This window comes from Geothrix alkalitolerans (assembly GCF_022808885.1).
Lineage (GTDB): Bacteria > Acidobacteriota > Holophagae > Holophagales > Holophagaceae > Geothrix > Geothrix alkalitolerans.
The window spans coordinates 329,323-344,871 of sequence record NZ_JAKZLE010000001.1 but is presented as its reverse complement, the minus strand read 5'-3'; the positions used below and the strand labels follow the sequence as shown (position 1 = coordinate 344,871).

Here is a 15,549-nt window from a genome sequence, read left to right as displayed (position 1 = left end):
GCCGGCTCACGATCGAGGGCTCGGGCGGGCTGGAGCCCTCCGCCATCCCATGGACCCCATGCGATCCAGGTTCAGGTGCGTTCGGACTTCCCCACGTCCGAGGCCTTGAAGCTCCGGTAGAGCAGCAGGTCGTAGAGGATCTTCAGGGTGCCGGCGATGAGGAAGGGCGCGCCGGCCAGGGCAGGCACCGCGAGCAGGGGTCCGGCCAGCGAGGGCGAAATCGCCGCCCCGGTGGTGCGGGCGATGCCGGTGACGCCGGCGGCGGCGGAGCGCTCGTCCGGCGCCACCACGGCCATGGTGTAGGCCTGGCGCGTGGGCACGTCCATCTGGGAGATGCTGAAGCGCAGCAGCAGCATGGCCACCGCGAGCGGCAGGGTGGGCATCAGCGGCACGAGGATCAGCAGGACGTTCGAGGGGATGTGGGTGAAGACCATGGTGCGGACGAGGCCGATCTTCTCCGCCAGCTTCACGGCGTACAGGCTGGAGAGGCCCGCGAGGATGTTGGCCGCGAAGAAGATCGATCCCAGCGCCCCCGGCGCCACGCCGAACCTGATGTGGAACCAGTAGGCCATGATGCTCTGGATGACGAAGCCGCCGGCGAAGGCATCCAGCGAGAACAGCGCCGACAGCCGCAGCACCACGCCCTTGGAGGCGTGCAGGCCCCAGCGGCTGGCGTGGGCCGCGGCGGGCGGCGCCTCCACGGCCGGCGACATCCGCGCGAAGAGCGCGGCGAGAAGCAGCCCCACGGCGGCGTAGGCGAAGACCAGGACGCGGTAGCTGGCCACGGGGGCGTGGCCCGCGGCCTGGAGGGCCTGGGCGGACCAGCCCCCGGCCAGGGCGCCCAGGGCGGTGGCGAAGGAGCCCGTGAGGTTGTACCAGGCGAAGACGCCGGTGCGGCGCTCCCCGGGCAGCACCTGGGAGAGGGCCGCCTGCTCGATGGCCAGGAAGGGCCCCACCTCGTTGCCCGAGGGGCTGATGACGCCGAAGGTGGCCGCCAGCACCAGCACCGTGAAATCGCCGCTGAGGGCGAAGGGGATGCCCGCCGCCACCATGAGGGCGGCGCCCACCATCAGCATCTTCTTCCGGCCCAGGCGGTCGGCGTGGAGGGTGATCCAGAGCGAGATGAGCGTGTCGCCCACCAGGGTCAGCGTGAGCAGCAACCCGATGCGCCCCTCGCTGAAGCCCAGGCCGGCCAGGTAGAGCACCAGCACCACGGACAGGAAGCCGTACGAGAACATCCGCGCGGCCCGCGTCACGAAGAGCAGGCGACCGTCGGAATCCAGGCGGGCATTCGAGGGCATGGTACCTCTCGGAGAGCCCCCACTGTACACTTGCCCGGCCGCCCGCCGGCAGAAGGTCGCCCATGGACATCAAGCTCACCCCCGACACCGAGAAGCGCCTGCGCGGCCCCATCCAGCGCTTCGTGAGTGAGGAATACGGCGTGAGCCTCGGCGACCTGGGAGCGGACACGTTCCTGCGCTTCTGCCTGGTGGAGCTCGGCCCGGCCATCTACAACCAGGCGGTGGCCGATGCCCAGGCCTGCGTGCAGGAGCGCGTGAGCGAGCTCTCGGACATCTGCTTCGCCGACGAATCCGACTACTGGGACAAGGGCGCGAAGAAGAAGGTGGCTCGCAAGCCCCTGGCCGGAAGGCCCCTCGGGGGAAGGTAGGCGCCGGCCATGCCCCACTGCATCCTCGAAGCCTCGGACAACCTGCTGGACGTGCCAGACTGGGCGGGCCTGCTGGAGCGGCTCCACGGGACCCTGACGGCCACGGGCCTCTTCCGCGAGGAGGACCTCAAGAGCCGCGTCATCCTGCACCGGACCTTCCGGGTGGGGGACGGCGCGCCGGACCGGGCCTTCGTCACCCTGGACCTGCAGATCATGGAAGGCCGCGAGGACGCGGTGAAGGCGCAGCTCAGCGAAGCCCTGATGGCCCTGCTCGCCAGGGCCTTCCCCCGCACCTCGGCGGCCATGCGCCTGAACCTCACCGTGCAGGTCAGCGAGCTGCACCGCGCCAGCTACCGTCGCCAGACCAGCGAACCCTAGGAGCCCCCGTGGCCGAATCCATCACGCCCCGCCAGAAGATGCTGCTGCAGCTGGTGGCCAAGCACCCGGACGTGGCCCGGGACCACCTGCTGAAGGCCGGGGCCGCGGAGGCCGACCTGGCCTACCTGGAGCGCCAGGACCTCATCCGCGAGCGCCCGGCCGGGCACTACCGCGTGAGCCACCTGGGGCAGCAGGTGCTGAAGCGGATGTAGGGCCGGAGCCGCGGAAGGTGGCTTCGATCCCCAACCCGCGCGCTCCCGATGGACGCCGGGTGCCCGGGGCGTGAGAATACCCCTCCACTCCCGGAGCCGCCATGACCCCGCCCACCACCCCGCTCACCCGGGCCGAAGCCACCCGCTACGAGGAGACCAGCCGCCACGCGGACGTGATGACCTTCATCGCGGGCCTACGGGCCAAGGGCGACAAGCGCCTGCACGTCACCAGCTTCGGCGCGAGCCCCCAGGGCCGCGAGCTGCCCCTGCTGGTGCTCTCCGCCCACGGGGCGAAGACCCCCGAGGAGGCGCGGGCCCTGGGCCTTCCCGTGGTGCTGGTCATCAGCGGCATCCACGCCGGCGAGGTGGAGGGCAAGGAGGGCTGCCTGATGCTGGTGCGCGACCTGCTCGACGGCAAGCCGGGCCTGGACGCGGGCCAGATCCTGGAGAGCCTCACGCTGGTGGTGGCGCCCCTCTTCAACCCGGACGGCAACGACGCCATCGACCCCGGCAACCGCAGGCTGCACCTGCCCAAGCTCACGGGCCAGCTCGGGCCTGACAGCGGCGTGGGCACCCGCGTGAACGCCGCCAAGATCAACCTGAACCGCGACTACCTGAAGTACGAGGGCGCCGAGATGCGCCTGCTCCAAACCCGCGTGTGCCAGCCCTGGGCCGCGGACCTCACCATCGACAACCACGCGACGAACGGCTCGGTGCACCGCTTCTCCATGACCTACGACATCCCCCACACGGTGGAGAGCGGCCGGGGCGAGCCCATCGAGTACATGCGCCAACGCCTGCTGCCGCCCGTCACCGCCGCCCTGAAGGCCAACCACGGCCTGGACGCGGGCTGGTACGGCAACTTCGTGGAGGACGAGCGGGCCCTGGACGCGGACCGCGACGCCGAGCCCGGCGCTCCCGTGCGCGAGGGCTGGATGACCTATCCGCATCATCCGCGCTTCGGCAGCAACTACCGGGGCCTCACCAGCCGCATGGACCTGCTGCTGGAGTGCTACAGCTACATTCCCTTCTCCGAGCGGGTCCGCACGGCCTACGCCTTCATGCTGGAGACGCTCCGGTACGTGGCGGCCCACCGGGACGAGGTGGTGCAGACCGTGGCGGAGAGCCGCACGCCCCGGAACCGCATCGCCGTGCGCTACGACCTGAAGGCCTTCCCCCAGCCCGTGGAGATCCTCACGCGCGCCCCCCGCACCCTGGAGGGCGCGCCCAGCGCCGTGACGATCCCCCACCTGGGCCGCTTCGTGGGCAGCCTGGTGGTGGACCGCCCCGCGGCCTACCTGGTGCCGCCGCCCGTGGCCGCCCACCTGCGCCTGCACGGCCTGGCGCTCCAGGAGGCCCTGGGCACCTTCGAGGTGGAAGTCCCGGTGGTGGAGGCCCTGGAGACCGAAGGGGGCCGGGCCATCCTGGAGGCCGCCGCCGTGGGCGAGCTGTCCGTATCCTGGCGGCGCGGCCCGCGGAAGGCGCCGACCGGCTGGTCCCTCGTGCCCACGGACCAGCCCCTGGGCGCCATCGCCGCCTACCTCTGCGAGGCCGAAAGCGACGACGGTGCCGTGGAGAACGGCCTGCTGCCCGCCCCCACCCCCGGTGACGAGCTGGCCCTCTGGCGCGTGCCTGATCTGGGTTGAGCCCGCCCTTCCCTTCCCGGAAGAAACCTGAGGCCGCCCGAGAAACGGGCCGCGCGAGGCGCGGCCCGGGGCCGGAGGCCCGGATGTCCTGGCCTGGACGCCTCTGCGTTCTCCGCGCTCCCTGCGGTTCCAGCTTTTTCAGGCAGAAGCCCGCCGAACATCAGGCGATTGATATTTTATTTACACCAAATAAACAGTTTAATAATTAATCGCAAAAAAAGTTTCAAAGTCTGTCGATCCCGCCGCCCTCCGTTCGACGCATGAGTAGAATCCGGGGTCTGCCGCCATACCGTGCGGAAGCACCCCGTGGTTCCCCCCCGAAGCGCATCCACGGAGGCCCCCATGCCCACGAACACCTCGCCCGCCCCCTCCGCGGGCCCCACCCGGCCCCGATGGCTCTGGGCGGGCCGCATCCTCAGCGCCCTGCCGGTCCTGCTGCTGGCCTTCGACGGCCTCGCGAAGGTGATGCGGCTGCCGCCGGTCCTCGAGGGCTGCATCAAGCTCGGCTACCCGGAGAACGTCGCGCGCCCCCTCGGCCTCACCCTGTCCGCCTGCGTCGTGCTCTACGCGGTTCCCAGGACCTCCGTGCTCGGAGCCATCCTGCTCACGGGCTACCTGGGCGGCGCGGTCGCCACCCATGTGCGGGTCGGCGATCCCCTGTTCTCCCACATCCTCGTCCCCACCTATGTGGCCGCACTGGTGTGGGGAGGGCTGTACCTGCGCGAGGCGCGGCTCACGGCGCTTCTGCCGCTCCGGACGATCAACCTTTCCAACCCCAACCCTTCCAAGGAGAAATGAACATGCGCGTCATGGTCATGATCAAGGCAACCCAGGATACGGAGGCAGGCGCCCTCCCCGACGAGAAGCTGCTGGCCGACATGGGCCGCTACAACGACGAGCTGGTGAAGGCCGGCGTGATGCTCGCGGGGGAAGGGCTCCACCCCAGCTCGAAGGGCGTGCGGGTGCGGTTCTCCGGCGCGACGCGGACCGTGACCGACGGGCCGTTCACGGAGACGAAGGAGCTGATCGCCGGCTTCTGGCTCTGGCAGGTCCGGTCGATGGCGGAGGCCGTGGAATGGATCAAGCGCTGCCCCAATCCCACGGGGGAGACGGCCGAGATCGAGCTCCGCCAGGTCTTCGAAGCCGAGGACTTCGGCCCCGAGTTCACCCCCGAGCTGCGGGAGCAGGAGGAGCGCCTGCGCGCCCAGATCGCCGGCAAGGCCTAGTCGCACCAGCCCACCTTCGCCACGCCACCAAGGAGAGCCTTCGATGCCGAACATGATCTTCGTGAACCTGCCCGTCACCGACCTCAAGAGGTCGATGGCCTTCTACGCCGCCCTCGGCTTCACCAACAATCCCGCCTTCTCGGACGAGACGGCGGCCTGCATGGTCTGGAGCGAGGCCATCTACGTGATGCTCCTGACCCATGCCAAGTGGCGGACCTTCACGGCACGGCCCATTCCTCCGCCCACCTCCAGCGAGGTGATGCTCTCCCTCTCCTGCGAGAGCCGGGAGGCGGTGGATGCGATGAACGCCGCCGCGGCCGCGCATGGTGGAAAGGCCGACATCAACCCCATCCAGGACCTCGGTTTCATGTACGGCCGCGATTTCGCCGATCCGGACGGGCACGCCTGGGGGCCGGTGTGGATGGATCCGTCGGCGATCCCCCATGAGCAGCAGGCCGGTTGAAGGGGCTCCCATGAGAAGGCTCAAGATCATCGAACACATCTCGCTGGACGGCGTGATCCAGCATTCCGCCGATGACGACGGTTTCCGCTACGGCGACTGGACCGTGCCGTACCGGTCACCCGCGGGCCGGGATGCCATGCTGGCGGCGTATGGCGGGAGCTTCGACCTGCTGCTGGGCCGCCGCACCTATGACATCTGGTCGGGCTACTGGCCCAAGGCGCCGAGCAGCCCGATGGCCGACGGCCTCAATGCGGCCACCAAATTCGTCGCGACCCACCGTCCGGAGAGCCTGGAATGGGGCCCGTTCGAGGGCCTTGGGCCGGACGTCGTCGGGGACATCCGCCGCGTCAAGGCGCAGGACGGCCGGGATCTCATCCTCTCGGGCAGCTCCACGCTGACCTCGACGCTGCTCGAGCATGGGCTCGCGGACGAAGTCCTGCTGGTGGTCTATCCGGTCCTGCTGGGCACGGGGAAGCGCTTCTTCGCGGAGGGAACCCCGCCCCGTTCGTTCGAGCTTGCCAGCACGAATGCATTCCCGTCCGGCCTCATCTTCACGACGTACCGGGCCGCCGGGCCCTTGAGGACCGACCCCGTCCGTCACGACTCAAAGGAGGCTTCCCGATGAGCAAGAGCACGATCTGCCTGTGGTTCGAGCGCGACGCGGAAGAGGCGGCGCGCTTCTACGCCGAGACCTTCCCGCAAAGCCGCCTCGGCGCCATCCACAAGGCCCCTTCCGACTATCCAGACGGAAAAGCCGGCGACACCCTGGTCGTGGAGTTCGTCGTCGCCGGGATCCCGTGCATCGGGTTGAACGGGGGGCCCCAGTTCAAGCACAGCGAGGCCTTCTCGTTCCAGATCACGACGGAAGACCAGGAGGAGACGGACCGGTACTGGAACGCGATCGTCGGAAACGGCGGCCAGGAGAGCCAATGCGGCTGGTGCAAGGACAAGTGGGGCATCAGCTGGCAGATCACGCCCCGCATCCTGACCGAGGCGATGGCCAGGGGCGGCCAGGTCGCCAAGCGCGCCTTCGAGGCCATGATGCCCATGAGGAAGATCGACATCGCTGCCATTGAGGCGGCGATCCGAGGTTGATCGCCACCTTCCGGCGGGCGGAGCCGGACCCGGAGGTTGCGGCCCGCCGGTGAAGCTGGTCTGATTCCCATGTGACGACATCCGACGCCCATCGAGCCATCGACGCCGTCTGGCGGATGGAATCCGCGCGGCTCATCGGAGGGCTCCTGCGGATGGTGCGCGACCTGGACCTGGCGGAGGAGCTCGCCCAGGATGCCCTCGTCGCCGCCCTGGAGCAGTGGCCCGGGACCGGGGTCCCGGAGAATCCCGGGGCCTGGCTCATGGCCACGGCCAAGCGCCGGGCCATCGACCGGCTGCGGCGGATCAAGCTGATGGAGCGGAAGCATGAGGCCCTGGGCCGGGAGCTCGAGGCCGAGCAGGAGACCGCCATGGAGGCCTTCGACGCCGAGCTGGATGATCCTATCGGGGACGACCTGCTGCGGCTCATGTTCATCGCCTGCCATCCGCGCCTCTCGCCCGAGGCCAGGACCGCGCTCACCCTGCGGCTGCTGGGGGGCCTGACGACCGGGGAGATCGCCCGCGCCTTCCTCGTGCCGGAACCCACCATCGCGCAGCGCATCGTCCGGGCCAAGCGGACCCTGACCGAGGCGCGGGTCCCCTTCGGGGGGCCCCGCGGGGCCGAGCTCCGCGACCGCCTGGCCTCGGTGCTGGACGTGATCTACCTCATCTTCAACGAGGGCTACTCCGCCACCGCCGGCGAGGACTGGATCCGCCCCGGGCTCTGCGAGGAGGCCCTGCGGCTCGGCCGCATCCTGGCGGGGCTGGTCCCGCAGGAGCCGGAGGTCCACGGCCTGGTCGCCCTCCTGGAGATCCAGGCCTCCCGGCTGCGGGCGCGCGTGGGGCCCGGCGGCGAGCCCATCCTCCTGCTCGATCAGGACCGCGGGCGGTGGGACCAGCTCCTCATCCGGCGCGGCCTGGCCGCCCTGGAGCTGGCGCTGGCCCAGTCCGTGGAGGCGGGCGGGCCCCCAGGGCCCTTCACGCTGCAGGCGGCTATCGCCGGCTGCCACGCGCGCGCCCGCGCGGCCGCTGACACGGACTGGGCGCGCATCGCCGCCCTCTATGGCGAGCTCGCCCATGTCGCCCCCTCTCCCGTGGTGGAACTCAACCGCGCCGTGGCCCTCGGCATGGCCTTCGGCCCCGCCGCCGGGCTCGAGGCCGTGGAGGCGCTGGCCGCCGAGCCTTCGCTCAAGGGCTACCACCTGCTCCCGAGCGTGCGCGGAGATCTGCTCGCCAAGCTCGGCCGCGCGGAGGAGGCGAAGGCAGCCTTCGAGCAGGCCGCCGCGCTCACCCGCAACGCCCGGGAACGCGGCTTCCTGCTCGAGCGGGCGGCGGCCTGCGGCGGCGCGTGACCCCCCGGCCCGGATCCCGGACCCAACCCACCAGGAGCCTTCGATGCCCTACATGCTGCTGATCATGGAACCCCGGGGACAACGCGCCGCCCGCGGCGAGGAGGCGGGCCGCGCCGTCTACGACCGGATGCTGCGGTTTGCCGAGGACCTCCAGGGCCGGGGCCTGCTCAAGCTCACCAGTTCGCTCCACTCCGATCACGAAGGGGTTCGCGTGGAGGTGCGGAACGGGAGGCCATCCCTGCTCGACGGGCCCTTTGCCGAGTCCAAGGAGATGGTCGGCGGCTTCTTCTACCTCACCTGCCAGACCCGGGAGGAGGCCGTGGCCATCGCCCTGGCCTGCCCCGCCGCCGAGTGGGCCACCGTCGAAGTGCGCGAGACCGGGCCCTGCTACGAAGGCGCCTGACGGCCGCGATCACCGGCCCTTCGCCGGCCCGGACCCGCGGTTCGCCGGTTCGCTCCCCGGCAAGGGGGAACGCTCCCTAGATTGGAAGCACCCCGGGAGATCCCATGCCCTTGCAGTCCCCTCCCCACCCTGGTTTCTTCGAGGTCCTGGCCACGCGCCAGGCCTACACCACCGTGCTCTACCTGCTGCTCTCCCTGGTCACGGGCATCCTGGCCTTCACCTACGCGGTGACGGGGCTGTCCCTGAGCCTGGGGCTGGCCATCCTCATCATCGGCGTCCCGGTGGCGGTGGCTTTCCTGGCCGGCGCCCGCCTGCTCTCCGTGGCGGAGCTGGGCCTTCTCGGGGCGCTCGTGGGCGGCGGAGCCCCCGAGGCGCCGGCCCTGCTGCCGGCGGGTGAAGGCTGGCTGGCCCGCACGAAGGCCCTGGTGGGCGACCCCCGCACCTGGACCAGCCTGCTCTACTTCGTGCTGCTCATGCCCCTGGGCATCGCCTACGTCACGCTGCTCGTCACCCTGCTGACCACGAGCCTGGCCCTCCTGGCCGTGCCGGTGCTGCGCCTGCTGCAGGTGGGCGGCAGCTTCACCGGCGATGTGGGCGGGGTGGTCTGGATCTCCGCCCACCCCGGCCTGGCGGTGGCCCTCTGCGGCCTGGCGGGCCTGGCCCTGCTGCCCCTCACCCTCCACCTGGCCCTGCTGCTGGGCCGCTTCCAGATCTGGCTGGCCCGGCACCTGCTGGTCCGGCCCTGAAGGAGATCCCATGGCCACGCGAACCGAGGAATTCAAGCTCGAGGGCGGCAAGATCCTCGACAAGATCAAGGAGCTCATCCACCAGGGCAACATCCGGCGGATCACCCTGAAGAACGAGGAGGGGAAGACCCTCATCGAGATCCCCCTCACGGTGGGCGTGGTGGGCGCGGCCCTGCTGCCGGTGTTCGCCGCCGTGGGCGCCCTGGCCGCCGTGGTCACCCGCATGGTGATCGTGATCGAGAAGACCGAGGCGGACTGAAAGATCAGGCCACCCGCCGCACCGCCACCAGGGTGAGGTCGTCGCCCCGGGGGGCATCTCCCAGGTAGCGCTCCAGGTCCGCCCGGCAGGCCGTCAGCAGGTCGGGGAGGGGAAGGCCGGCGCCCCGGCGCAGGGAGGCCGCCGCCCGCCCGATGCCGAACTCGCGGTCCCCCCGGGCGGCCTCGGTCCACCCGTCCGTGTAGAGCAGCAGGGTCTGGCCCGGAGCCAGCGCCAGCTCCCGCTCGGTGTAGACCGAATCGCCGAACAGCCCCAGCGGCAGGCCGCCCCCTTCGAGGGGCCGCACGCCGCGGCCGTCCGCCAGCAGCGGCCGGGGATGCCCCGCGTTGGCGATGGAGAAGCGCCCGTCCGCTTCCAGCCTCAGGGCGGCCAGGGTCGCGTAGCTGACCGAGGAGGTGGCCTCGGCGAAGAGCTCGTTGGCCCGCTTGAACAGGTCCGGAAGCGGTTGTCCCGTGGGCACCAGGGCCCGGAAAAGGGCGTGCAGGTGGGACTGGAGCAGGGCCGCCGCCACGCCCTTCCCCGACACGTCCCCCAGCACCAGGTGGAGGGGGGAGCCGGGCGCGGCGGGCGGGATGAGGTCCACATGGTCGCCGGAGACCACGCCGCGGGGCTCCCAGTGGTAGGCCACCTCCCACCCGGCCTGGACCAGGCGCGGGGGCGGCAGGAGCGTGCGCTGCACCTTCCCCGCGGCCTGGAGATCCCGCTCCAGGCCCCGGCGCTCGGCTTCCGACAGGCATTCCAGGCAGACCCGGACCAGGGGATCCTCGGCCAGGCGCTCGGCGCTCATGGGGTCGTGGCAGACCGCGCAAAAGCCCCAGGTCCCCACTTCCAGGGCGCCGATGGCCGCGTCCACCCGCCGCATCAGGTCCACCCACCGATGCTCGTTCCGGGAGGCGGTCAGGCGGGCCAGGTGGTCCCGCCGGGCGCTGAGCCGCTCGAGGGTCCGCGCTTCCAGGGGCGTCACGGCAGCTTCCCCAGGGCCGCCTCCGACAGCTTGCGGAGGAGACCGATCTGGCCCGCATGGTAGGCGTTGTGCTGCAGGGTGCCCAGGAGGAGCCCCCGGAGCGTGGTGTCTGAGCCCGGCCTGGCCTCGTCCAGGCGGGTCTCCTCCAGGGGGCGCACCGCGTCCCGCAGGCCGCAGTGCGCCGCCTCCAGGGTCTGGCAGAGGGCCTGCCAGGCGGCGTCGGAGCCGGGGGCCGCGGCTTCCCAGTCCCCGCCGGCCTCCGGGGAGGAGCGAGTCTCGCCGAGAATCTGGCGCCGGGCGTCCTCCATCCAGTAGGCCAGGTGTCCCGCGAGCTCGGCGATGGAATGGGCGGAGGGCCCCGGCCGCCAACGGGCGCGGGCCGCATCGACGCCGGCCAGCAGCTCCATCACCGCGGGGCCATGCCAGGCGCCCCCCCGGAAGGCACGCTCCAGCTGGTCCGCCAAGCGGGTGGGGGCCGTGTCGCAGGTCTCGGACATGACTAACCTCCTTGGTGCTTGATGCAGGTTAATATGGACCGATCTTTTAACCTGTCAAGCATCCAAGGCAGGTTAGCCTTCTCCCATGGAACCTTCCCTCAACCTGGCCCCTAATCTGGCCCCCGAGCTGGCCCCGTCCGCCCCCTTCGAGCTCTCCGGAGGTGACCTCAGCCTGGATTTCGCGAACACCTGGGGGGACCGGGGCCGCCCCGAGACCGACGACCTGGGGTCCTACCCGCGGCTCCTGGCCTTCGCCCGGCAGGCGGAGCTGCTGACCGCCGATGTGGCGGAAGCCCTGGCCACCCAGGCCCTGGCGGACCCAGCCGCCGCCGAGGCCGCCCTCCAGGCCGCCCGGGCTCTCCGGGAGGCCCTGTACGGCCTCTTCTCGGCCCGGGCCCATGGGCGGGGGGTGCCCCCCGGGGACCTGGCCGCCCTGAACCGGGCCCTCCGGGAAGCCCTGCCCCACCTCTGCCTCGCCGACGACGCGGCCACTCCGGCCTGGCGCTGGCGGGAGATGGAACGGCACCTCACGGCCCCCCTCTGGCCCATCGCCCGGGCCGCGGCGGACCTGCTGACCGCGGAGAAGCCGGCCCCGGTCCGGGAGTGCGGAGGCTCCCAGTGCACCTGGCTGTTCCTGGACCTCAGCCGCGGCCGCTCCCGGCGCTGGTGCTCGATGACCAGCTGCGGCAACCGGGAGAAGGCCCGCCGCCACTACCATCGGACCCGGAAGCCAAAACCGGGGCCCGAGGGCGGCCTCGATTGATGACACTTCAATCTTCTTGATTTCCGGGCAGCGCGATGGAAGGATGGGCCGCCTTCCCCTTTTCCATCAGGAGATCCCATGAAGAAGACCCTCGCGCTCGCCCTGCTCCTCGGCGCCCCCCTCGCGGCCCAGTCCTTCGAGGTGGGGCTCTTCGTCGGGCAGCAGCAGTATCCCTCCCCCCACATGGACGTGGCGCCCGGCACCACGCTGAAGGTGGAGGCGGACAACAAGACCGTCGTCGGCGCCCGCTTCGGCTACTCGGTGGTGGACTTCGGTCCCGTCCTGCTCCAGCTCACCGCCGGCTACCAGCCGGAATCCAAGTCGACCCTCAAGGCCACCCTGGCCGGCACGCCCATGGGAGAGGGGGAGTTGAAGCAGAGCCACTGGTCCGCCGGGGCCATGTTCAACTTCAAGGCCGTCATCGCCGTGGGCGCGGGCCTGGAGTTCCGCTCCGAGTCCCTGAAGGAGTCCGGCGGGGACAGCACCACCTACAACCGCGTGTGGGCGCGCGTGAACGCCGGGTACGCCTTCCCCACGCCGCTGGTGAAGCCCTTCATCGGCATCGAGGCGGCCTTCCCCCTCAGCTCCAAGAGCAACGACTTCTCGGGCACCGCCGAACTGCTGAAGAGCCTCGCCCCCAAGAGCCAGATCGGCATCTACGCCGGCATCCGGTTCTGATCGCACCCGAGTCGGACAGGCCCGGCGGCGCACCCGCCGGGCCTGCGCCGTTATGCTGGGGCCGGAGGCGCCCCGGCTATGATTGGGCCGGAGACATTTTGGCCATGCGCATCCTCGCCCTCGACCACCTGGTCCTCCGCGTCACCGACCTGGAAGCCATGACCGACTTCTACACGCGGGTGATCGGCCTGGAGCTCGACCGGCGAGTGCCCGACCTGGGGCTCGTCCACCTCCGGGCCGGACGCTCCATGCTCGACCTGATCTCCGTGGGCGGGAAGCTGGGCGCGTCCGGAGGGGCGGCGCCGGGCGCGGAGGGGCGCAACCAGGACCACTTCTGCCTGCGCATCGAGCCCTTCGACGAAGCCGCCCTGCGGGCGCACTTCGCCGACCAGGGTCTAGAACTGAGCGAGGTCCACGACAACTACGGGGCCGAGGGCACCGGCCCCTCCGTCTACCTCCGGGACCCGGAGGGCAACGTGATCGAGCTGAAGGGACCCTCGGCGGATTGAGCGCGGGCGGGGTCAGGCGCCCTTGTAGAGCGACTCGATGAGGGTGGCGTACATCTCGTTCACCACCCGGCGCTTGACCTTGAGGCTGGGGGTGAGTTGACCGCTCTCCAGGCTCAGCTCGTGGTCGAGGATGGCCACCTTCTTGACCCGCTCGAAGTTGGAGAGGTGCTGGTTGACCGACTCCACCCGCTCCATCATCAGCTCGTGCACCTCCGGGCGGGCCACCAGGTCGCGGTTGTTGGAGAAGCGGATCTTCTTCTGGTGGGCCCAGCGGTGCAGGCTGTCGAAGTTGGGGATGAGCAGGGCGGAGATGTAGTTCCGCTTGTCGCCCAGCAGGACCGCCTGGGTGATGAACTTGTCCGTCTTGAGCAGCTCCTCGATGGGCTGGGGCGCCACCTTCTTGCCGCCGCTGGTGACGATGATCTCCTTCTTGCGGTCCGTGATCTTGAGGAGGCCGCGAGGGCTCAGCTCGCCGATGTCGCCGGTGCGGAAGTAGCCGTCCGCGTCGAAGGCCTCCGCGGTGCCCTCCGGGTTCTTCCAGTAGCCCTTCATCACGTTCGGGCCCTTGACGAGGATCTCGCCGTCCTCCGCGATCTTCACGTAGGGCTTGCCGTCCCAGGCGTCGTAGATGGGGCGCCCCACCTTGCCGGGAACCACCTCGCCGAAGCGGTTGAAGGAGACCACGGGGCTCGTCTCCGTGAGGCCATAGCCTTCGGTGATGGGCAGGCCCACGGCCCAGAAGAAGGCCATGACCTTGGGCGCCAGCGGCGCGCCGCCGCTGATGGCGAAGCGGATGTTCCCGCCGGTTCGGGCCAGGATCTTGTGGAAGACCAGGTGGCGGCTCCACCAGAGCTGGAACTGGATCCAGATGGGGATGTTCTGCTTCTCGTACAGGTAGGGCACGGACATGTCGCCCGCCCACATGGCCCAGTGGAAGATGAAGCGCTTCACGAGGCTGCTGGAGGCCACGTTCTCGCGCACCCGGGCGTAGATCTTCTCGTAGATGCGGGGCACGCTGATGATGATGGTGGGCTTGGTGGCCTGGAGGTCATCGGCCACGGTGGCGATGCTCTCCGCGTAGTAGATGCTGGCGCCGATGCGGAAGGTGGAGTAGTGCCCCGCCATGCGCTCGAGAATGTGCGAGAGGGGCAGGAAGGAGAGGCAGCGATCCCCCTTCTTGAGCTGCAGCAGCTGGAGCGTGCGCTCCACGTTGGACACCAGGTTCCCGTGGGTGAGCATGGCGCCCTTGGGATCGCCCGTGGTGCCGGACGTGTAGATGATGGTCAGCAGATCGTCCGCCTTCCGCTCCTTGGCCCAGGCCCGCACTTCGGCGCGGCGGGCCTCCAGGCCCTCGCCCTCGGCCATGAGGGTGGAGAAGGGGATCACGCTGGAATCGGCGGGAATGCCGTCCATCTGCACCACCCACTGCAGGGCGGAACCAGGCCCCTGCGCGGTCAGGGCCTTCCGCGCCTGGTCCGCCGTGGAGCAGAAGACGATGCGCGCCTCGGAGTGCTTGAGGATGAAGGCGCTCTGTGGGGCGTTCAGGGTGGGATAGACCGGCACGGTGGGCAGGCCGGAGATGGCGCAGGCGTAGTCCACGACGGCCCACTCCGGGCGGTTCTCGCAGATCAGGGCCACGGGCTCGCCCGCCTTGAGGCCGCGGGACTCCAGGGCCAGGGCCAGGCGCTCCACCCGGGCCTGCAGGTCCTGGTGGGAGATCGGCACGTAGCCGCCGCCCTTCCGGTAGGCCAGGGCATCCGGCGACTGGAAGGAACAGGCCTGGTAGAACAGATCGGCGATGGTTTGGACCATGGTCTTGCTCCGGAAGAAGATCGTCAGGGCGCGGGCCGCACCACCACCGATTCGGTGGGGCCGAGACCCCAGCTCTTGAGCAGGGGCTCAGGCACCGAGATCACGCCGTCGGCCAGGCCGGGCACGAAGCGCGCCGCCTCGTGGGCCACGCCGCCCCGCCACTGGATCCGCACCTGGGTGATGAAGCCATGGCTGTAGGGCTGGAGGCCCCGCCAGCGGGATTCGTGGATGACGCCCAGCGCCACATGGTCGCCCTTCTTGAACAGCCCCGTCTTCATCGCCTCTACCGCCAGGGGGACGGCAGGCTCGAAGACCTGCAGGCGCTCGGCCTCCAGCAGCGCGAAGGCCGCCTCCAGCACCGCCGTCTCGTTCAGCTGGGTGGAGGCCATCACCTGGTGGAAGTCCTGGTAGCCGTCGAAGTGCGCGATGGCCTTGAGGGCCTCCGGGGTGAGCTTCAGGCCCGCGGTGAGGGCCGGCTCCGGAAGGAAGGTCCAGGGCACCGCGTCCAGGGAAGGGAAGTAGGCCCCCAGGCGGCGGCGGGTGTCCAGGGTGCGGGCCGATTCCATGAGCAGGTCCGGCACGCTCCGCCGGATGCTGCCCACGGGCTTGACCGGCACCGCCTGGAACTCGAACTCGCCCCGCTCCCAGGCCAGCAGCTCGAAGGCGGCGGATTCGCCGGTGGAGCGCGAGGTTTCCGCGTGGACCACCGCGCCGCCGCTCACGTACATCACGCCCTGGAAGCGGCCGTTCTGCATGAGCAGCTGGCCGGTCTTCTTGTTCAGATGGAGCAGCTGCACCACGTCCGTGATGCTGATGCTCTCGAGGAGGCCCCGGAGGTTGCTCATGGGCGCTCCGGGGCCGT

The 15,549-nt window shown here is 70.4% G+C and carries 21 protein-coding genes; 16 read left to right on the top strand and 5 right to left on the bottom strand.

Going from position 1 to position 15,549, the window contains the following annotated elements; translation table 11 throughout:
- Window positions 1-71 precede the first annotated feature (71 nt).
- Window positions 72-1,301: an MFS transporter gene (locus MLJ35_RS01530; protein ID WP_243382449.1), complete on the bottom strand. Its 1,230-nt coding sequence runs from the start codon at window positions 1,299-1,301 to the stop codon at window positions 72-74.
- A gap of 62 nt (window positions 1,302-1,363) precedes the next feature.
- On the opposite strand from MLJ35_RS01530, the gene MLJ35_RS01525 reads away from it, so the two are divergent.
- The 13 genes from MLJ35_RS01525 (at window position 1,364) to MLJ35_RS01465 (ending at window position 9,446) form a co-directional block, all read left to right on the top strand.
- Window positions 1,364-1,669, top strand: coding sequence for a DUF2164 domain-containing protein (locus MLJ35_RS01525; RefSeq protein ID WP_243382447.1), 306 nt, complete (start codon window positions 1,364-1,366; stop codon window positions 1,667-1,669).
- 9 nt (window positions 1,670-1,678) lie between these two features.
- A complete protein-coding gene (locus MLJ35_RS01520; RefSeq protein WP_243319936.1) occupies window positions 1,679-2,047 on the top strand; it encodes a 5-carboxymethyl-2-hydroxymuconate Delta-isomerase in 369 nt (122 codons plus the stop codon).
- An 8-nt stretch (window positions 2,048-2,055) separates the two neighbouring features.
- Entirely contained in the window at window positions 2,056-2,259 is a 204-nt protein-coding gene (locus tag MLJ35_RS01515; RefSeq protein ID WP_243383140.1) for a hypothetical protein, read from the top strand.
- Window positions 2,260-2,360: 101 nt separating this feature from the next.
- The gene (locus MLJ35_RS01510) at window positions 2,361-3,905 is read left to right on the top strand and encodes a M14 family metallopeptidase (protein ID WP_243382445.1); all 1,545 of its coding nucleotides are present in this window, start codon (window positions 2,361-2,363) and stop codon (window positions 3,903-3,905) included.
- A 342-nt stretch (window positions 3,906-4,247) separates the two neighbouring features.
- Window positions 4,248-4,703 (top strand): DoxX family protein, encoded by a 456-nt coding sequence (locus tag MLJ35_RS01505; protein WP_243382444.1) that lies wholly within the window; start codon window positions 4,248-4,250, stop codon window positions 4,701-4,703.
- A gap of 2 nt (window positions 4,704-4,705) precedes the next feature.
- Entirely contained in the window at window positions 4,706-5,131 is a 426-nt protein-coding gene (locus tag MLJ35_RS01500) for a YciI family protein (RefSeq protein ID WP_243382442.1), read from the top strand.
- A gap of 43 nt (window positions 5,132-5,174) precedes the next feature.
- Window positions 5,175-5,594 (top strand): VOC family protein, encoded by a 420-nt coding sequence (locus MLJ35_RS01495; RefSeq protein WP_243382440.1) that lies wholly within the window; start codon window positions 5,175-5,177, stop codon window positions 5,592-5,594.
- A 10-nt stretch (window positions 5,595-5,604) separates the two neighbouring features.
- Window positions 5,605-6,219, top strand: a complete 615-nt coding sequence (locus MLJ35_RS01490) for a dihydrofolate reductase family protein (protein WP_243382439.1) — start codon at window positions 5,605-5,607, stop codon at window positions 6,217-6,219.
- Window positions 6,216-6,689 carry a VOC family protein gene (locus MLJ35_RS01485; protein WP_243382437.1) on the top strand — a complete coding sequence of 158 codons (474 nt, stop codon included), beginning with the start codon at window positions 6,216-6,218 and terminating at the stop codon, window positions 6,687-6,689. The genes MLJ35_RS01490 and MLJ35_RS01485 overlap by 4 nt, the downstream gene beginning before the upstream one ends.
- Window positions 6,690-6,805: 116 nt before the next feature.
- Entirely contained in the window at window positions 6,806-8,038 is a 1,233-nt protein-coding gene (locus MLJ35_RS01480; protein WP_275976336.1) for an RNA polymerase sigma factor, read from the top strand.
- Between the two features lie 43 nt (window positions 8,039-8,081).
- Window positions 8,082-8,441: a YciI family protein gene (locus tag MLJ35_RS01475; protein ID WP_243319918.1), complete on the top strand. Its 360-nt coding sequence runs from the start codon at window positions 8,082-8,084 to the stop codon at window positions 8,439-8,441.
- A 104-nt stretch (window positions 8,442-8,545) separates the two neighbouring features.
- The gene (locus MLJ35_RS01470) at window positions 8,546-9,187 is read left to right on the top strand and encodes a sensor domain-containing protein (RefSeq protein WP_243382434.1); all 642 of its coding nucleotides are present in this window, start codon (window positions 8,546-8,548) and stop codon (window positions 9,185-9,187) included.
- A gap of 10 nt (window positions 9,188-9,197) precedes the next feature.
- Window positions 9,198-9,446 carry a DUF4342 domain-containing protein gene (locus MLJ35_RS01465; protein WP_243319916.1) on the top strand — a complete coding sequence of 83 codons (249 nt, stop codon included), beginning with the start codon at window positions 9,198-9,200 and terminating at the stop codon, window positions 9,444-9,446.
- A 4-nt stretch (window positions 9,447-9,450) separates the two neighbouring features.
- Here MLJ35_RS01465 and MLJ35_RS01460 read toward each other — a convergent pair whose 3' ends face one another.
- Together MLJ35_RS01460 and MLJ35_RS01455 are read right to left on the bottom strand one after the other, a co-directional pair.
- Window positions 9,451-10,428, bottom strand: coding sequence for a PP2C family protein-serine/threonine phosphatase (locus MLJ35_RS01460; protein WP_243382432.1), 978 nt, complete (start codon window positions 10,426-10,428; stop codon window positions 9,451-9,453).
- The gene (locus MLJ35_RS01455; RefSeq protein WP_243382430.1) at window positions 10,425-10,925 is read right to left on the bottom strand and encodes a DinB family protein; all 501 of its coding nucleotides are present in this window, start codon (window positions 10,923-10,925) and stop codon (window positions 10,425-10,427) included. Before MLJ35_RS01455 ends, MLJ35_RS01460 begins: the two co-directional genes overlap by 4 nt.
- Window positions 10,926-11,010: 85 nt before the next feature.
- Here MLJ35_RS01455 and MLJ35_RS01450 point away from each other — a divergent pair, with 85 nt between their 5' ends.
- The 3 genes from MLJ35_RS01450 to MLJ35_RS01440 all read left to right on the top strand — a co-directional run bounded on the left by MLJ35_RS01450 (window position 11,011) and on the right by MLJ35_RS01440 (window position 12,875).
- Window positions 11,011-11,688 carry a CGNR zinc finger domain-containing protein gene (locus tag MLJ35_RS01450; protein WP_243382428.1) on the top strand — a complete coding sequence of 226 codons (678 nt, stop codon included), beginning with the start codon at window positions 11,011-11,013 and terminating at the stop codon, window positions 11,686-11,688.
- A gap of 78 nt (window positions 11,689-11,766) precedes the next feature.
- Entirely contained in the window at window positions 11,767-12,366 is a 600-nt protein-coding gene (locus MLJ35_RS01445) for a hypothetical protein (RefSeq protein ID WP_243382426.1), read from the top strand.
- A gap of 104 nt (window positions 12,367-12,470) precedes the next feature.
- On the top strand, window positions 12,471-12,875 hold the full coding sequence (locus MLJ35_RS01440) for a VOC family protein (protein WP_243382424.1): 405 nt from the start codon (window positions 12,471-12,473) through the stop codon (window positions 12,873-12,875).
- A gap of 12 nt (window positions 12,876-12,887) precedes the next feature.
- Here MLJ35_RS01440 and MLJ35_RS01435 read toward each other — a convergent pair whose 3' ends face one another.
- Window positions 12,888-14,687: an AMP-dependent synthetase/ligase gene (locus tag MLJ35_RS01435; protein ID WP_243382422.1), complete on the bottom strand. Its 1,800-nt coding sequence runs from the start codon at window positions 14,685-14,687 to the stop codon at window positions 12,888-12,890.
- A 23-nt stretch (window positions 14,688-14,710) separates the two neighbouring features.
- The gene (locus tag MLJ35_RS01430; protein WP_243319900.1) at window positions 14,711-15,532 is read right to left on the bottom strand and encodes a DUF4388 domain-containing protein; all 822 of its coding nucleotides are present in this window, start codon (window positions 15,530-15,532) and stop codon (window positions 14,711-14,713) included.
- Between the last annotated feature and the right edge of the window lie 17 nt (window positions 15,533-15,549).

What these genes read in the sequence shown, in the direction of transcription:
- MLJ35_RS01530 (WP_243382449.1), bottom strand. Translation starts at nt 1,301, where the DNA reads ATGCCCTCGAATGCCCGCCTGGATTCCGACGGTCGCCTGCTCTTCGTG.
- MLJ35_RS01525 (WP_243382447.1), top strand. Translation starts at nt 1,364, where the DNA reads ATGGACATCAAGCTCACCCCCGACACCGAGAAGCGCCTGCGCGGCCCC.
- MLJ35_RS01520 (WP_243319936.1), top strand. Translation starts at nt 1,679, where the DNA reads ATGCCCCACTGCATCCTCGAAGCCTCGGACAACCTGCTGGACGTGCCA.
- MLJ35_RS01510 (WP_243382445.1), top strand. Translation starts at nt 2,361, where the DNA reads ATGACCCCGCCCACCACCCCGCTCACCCGGGCCGAAGCCACCCGCTAC.
- MLJ35_RS01505 (WP_243382444.1), top strand. Translation starts at nt 4,248, where the DNA reads ATGCCCACGAACACCTCGCCCGCCCCCTCCGCGGGCCCCACCCGGCCC.
- MLJ35_RS01500 (WP_243382442.1), top strand. Translation starts at nt 4,706, where the DNA reads ATGCGCGTCATGGTCATGATCAAGGCAACCCAGGATACGGAGGCAGGC.
- MLJ35_RS01495 (WP_243382440.1), top strand. Translation starts at nt 5,175, where the DNA reads ATGCCGAACATGATCTTCGTGAACCTGCCCGTCACCGACCTCAAGAGG.
- MLJ35_RS01490 (WP_243382439.1), top strand. Translation starts at nt 5,605, where the DNA reads ATGAGAAGGCTCAAGATCATCGAACACATCTCGCTGGACGGCGTGATC.
- MLJ35_RS01485 (WP_243382437.1), top strand. Translation starts at nt 6,216, where the DNA reads ATGAGCAAGAGCACGATCTGCCTGTGGTTCGAGCGCGACGCGGAAGAG.
- MLJ35_RS01480 (WP_275976336.1), top strand. Translation starts at nt 6,806, where the DNA reads ATGGAATCCGCGCGGCTCATCGGAGGGCTCCTGCGGATGGTGCGCGAC.
- MLJ35_RS01475 (WP_243319918.1), top strand. Translation starts at nt 8,082, where the DNA reads ATGCCCTACATGCTGCTGATCATGGAACCCCGGGGACAACGCGCCGCC.
- MLJ35_RS01470 (WP_243382434.1), top strand. Translation starts at nt 8,546, where the DNA reads ATGCCCTTGCAGTCCCCTCCCCACCCTGGTTTCTTCGAGGTCCTGGCC.
- MLJ35_RS01465 (WP_243319916.1), top strand. Translation starts at nt 9,198, where the DNA reads ATGGCCACGCGAACCGAGGAATTCAAGCTCGAGGGCGGCAAGATCCTC.
- MLJ35_RS01455 (WP_243382430.1), bottom strand. Translation starts at nt 10,925, where the DNA reads ATGTCCGAGACCTGCGACACGGCCCCCACCCGCTTGGCGGACCAGCTG.
- MLJ35_RS01450 (WP_243382428.1), top strand. Translation starts at nt 11,011, where the DNA reads ATGGAACCTTCCCTCAACCTGGCCCCTAATCTGGCCCCCGAGCTGGCC.
- MLJ35_RS01445 (WP_243382426.1), top strand. Translation starts at nt 11,767, where the DNA reads ATGAAGAAGACCCTCGCGCTCGCCCTGCTCCTCGGCGCCCCCCTCGCG.
- MLJ35_RS01440 (WP_243382424.1), top strand. Translation starts at nt 12,471, where the DNA reads ATGCGCATCCTCGCCCTCGACCACCTGGTCCTCCGCGTCACCGACCTG.
- MLJ35_RS01435 (WP_243382422.1), bottom strand. Translation starts at nt 14,687, where the DNA reads ATGGTCCAAACCATCGCCGATCTGTTCTACCAGGCCTGTTCCTTCCAG.
- MLJ35_RS01430 (WP_243319900.1), bottom strand. Translation starts at nt 15,532, where the DNA reads ATGAGCAACCTCCGGGGCCTCCTCGAGAGCATCAGCATCACGGACGTG.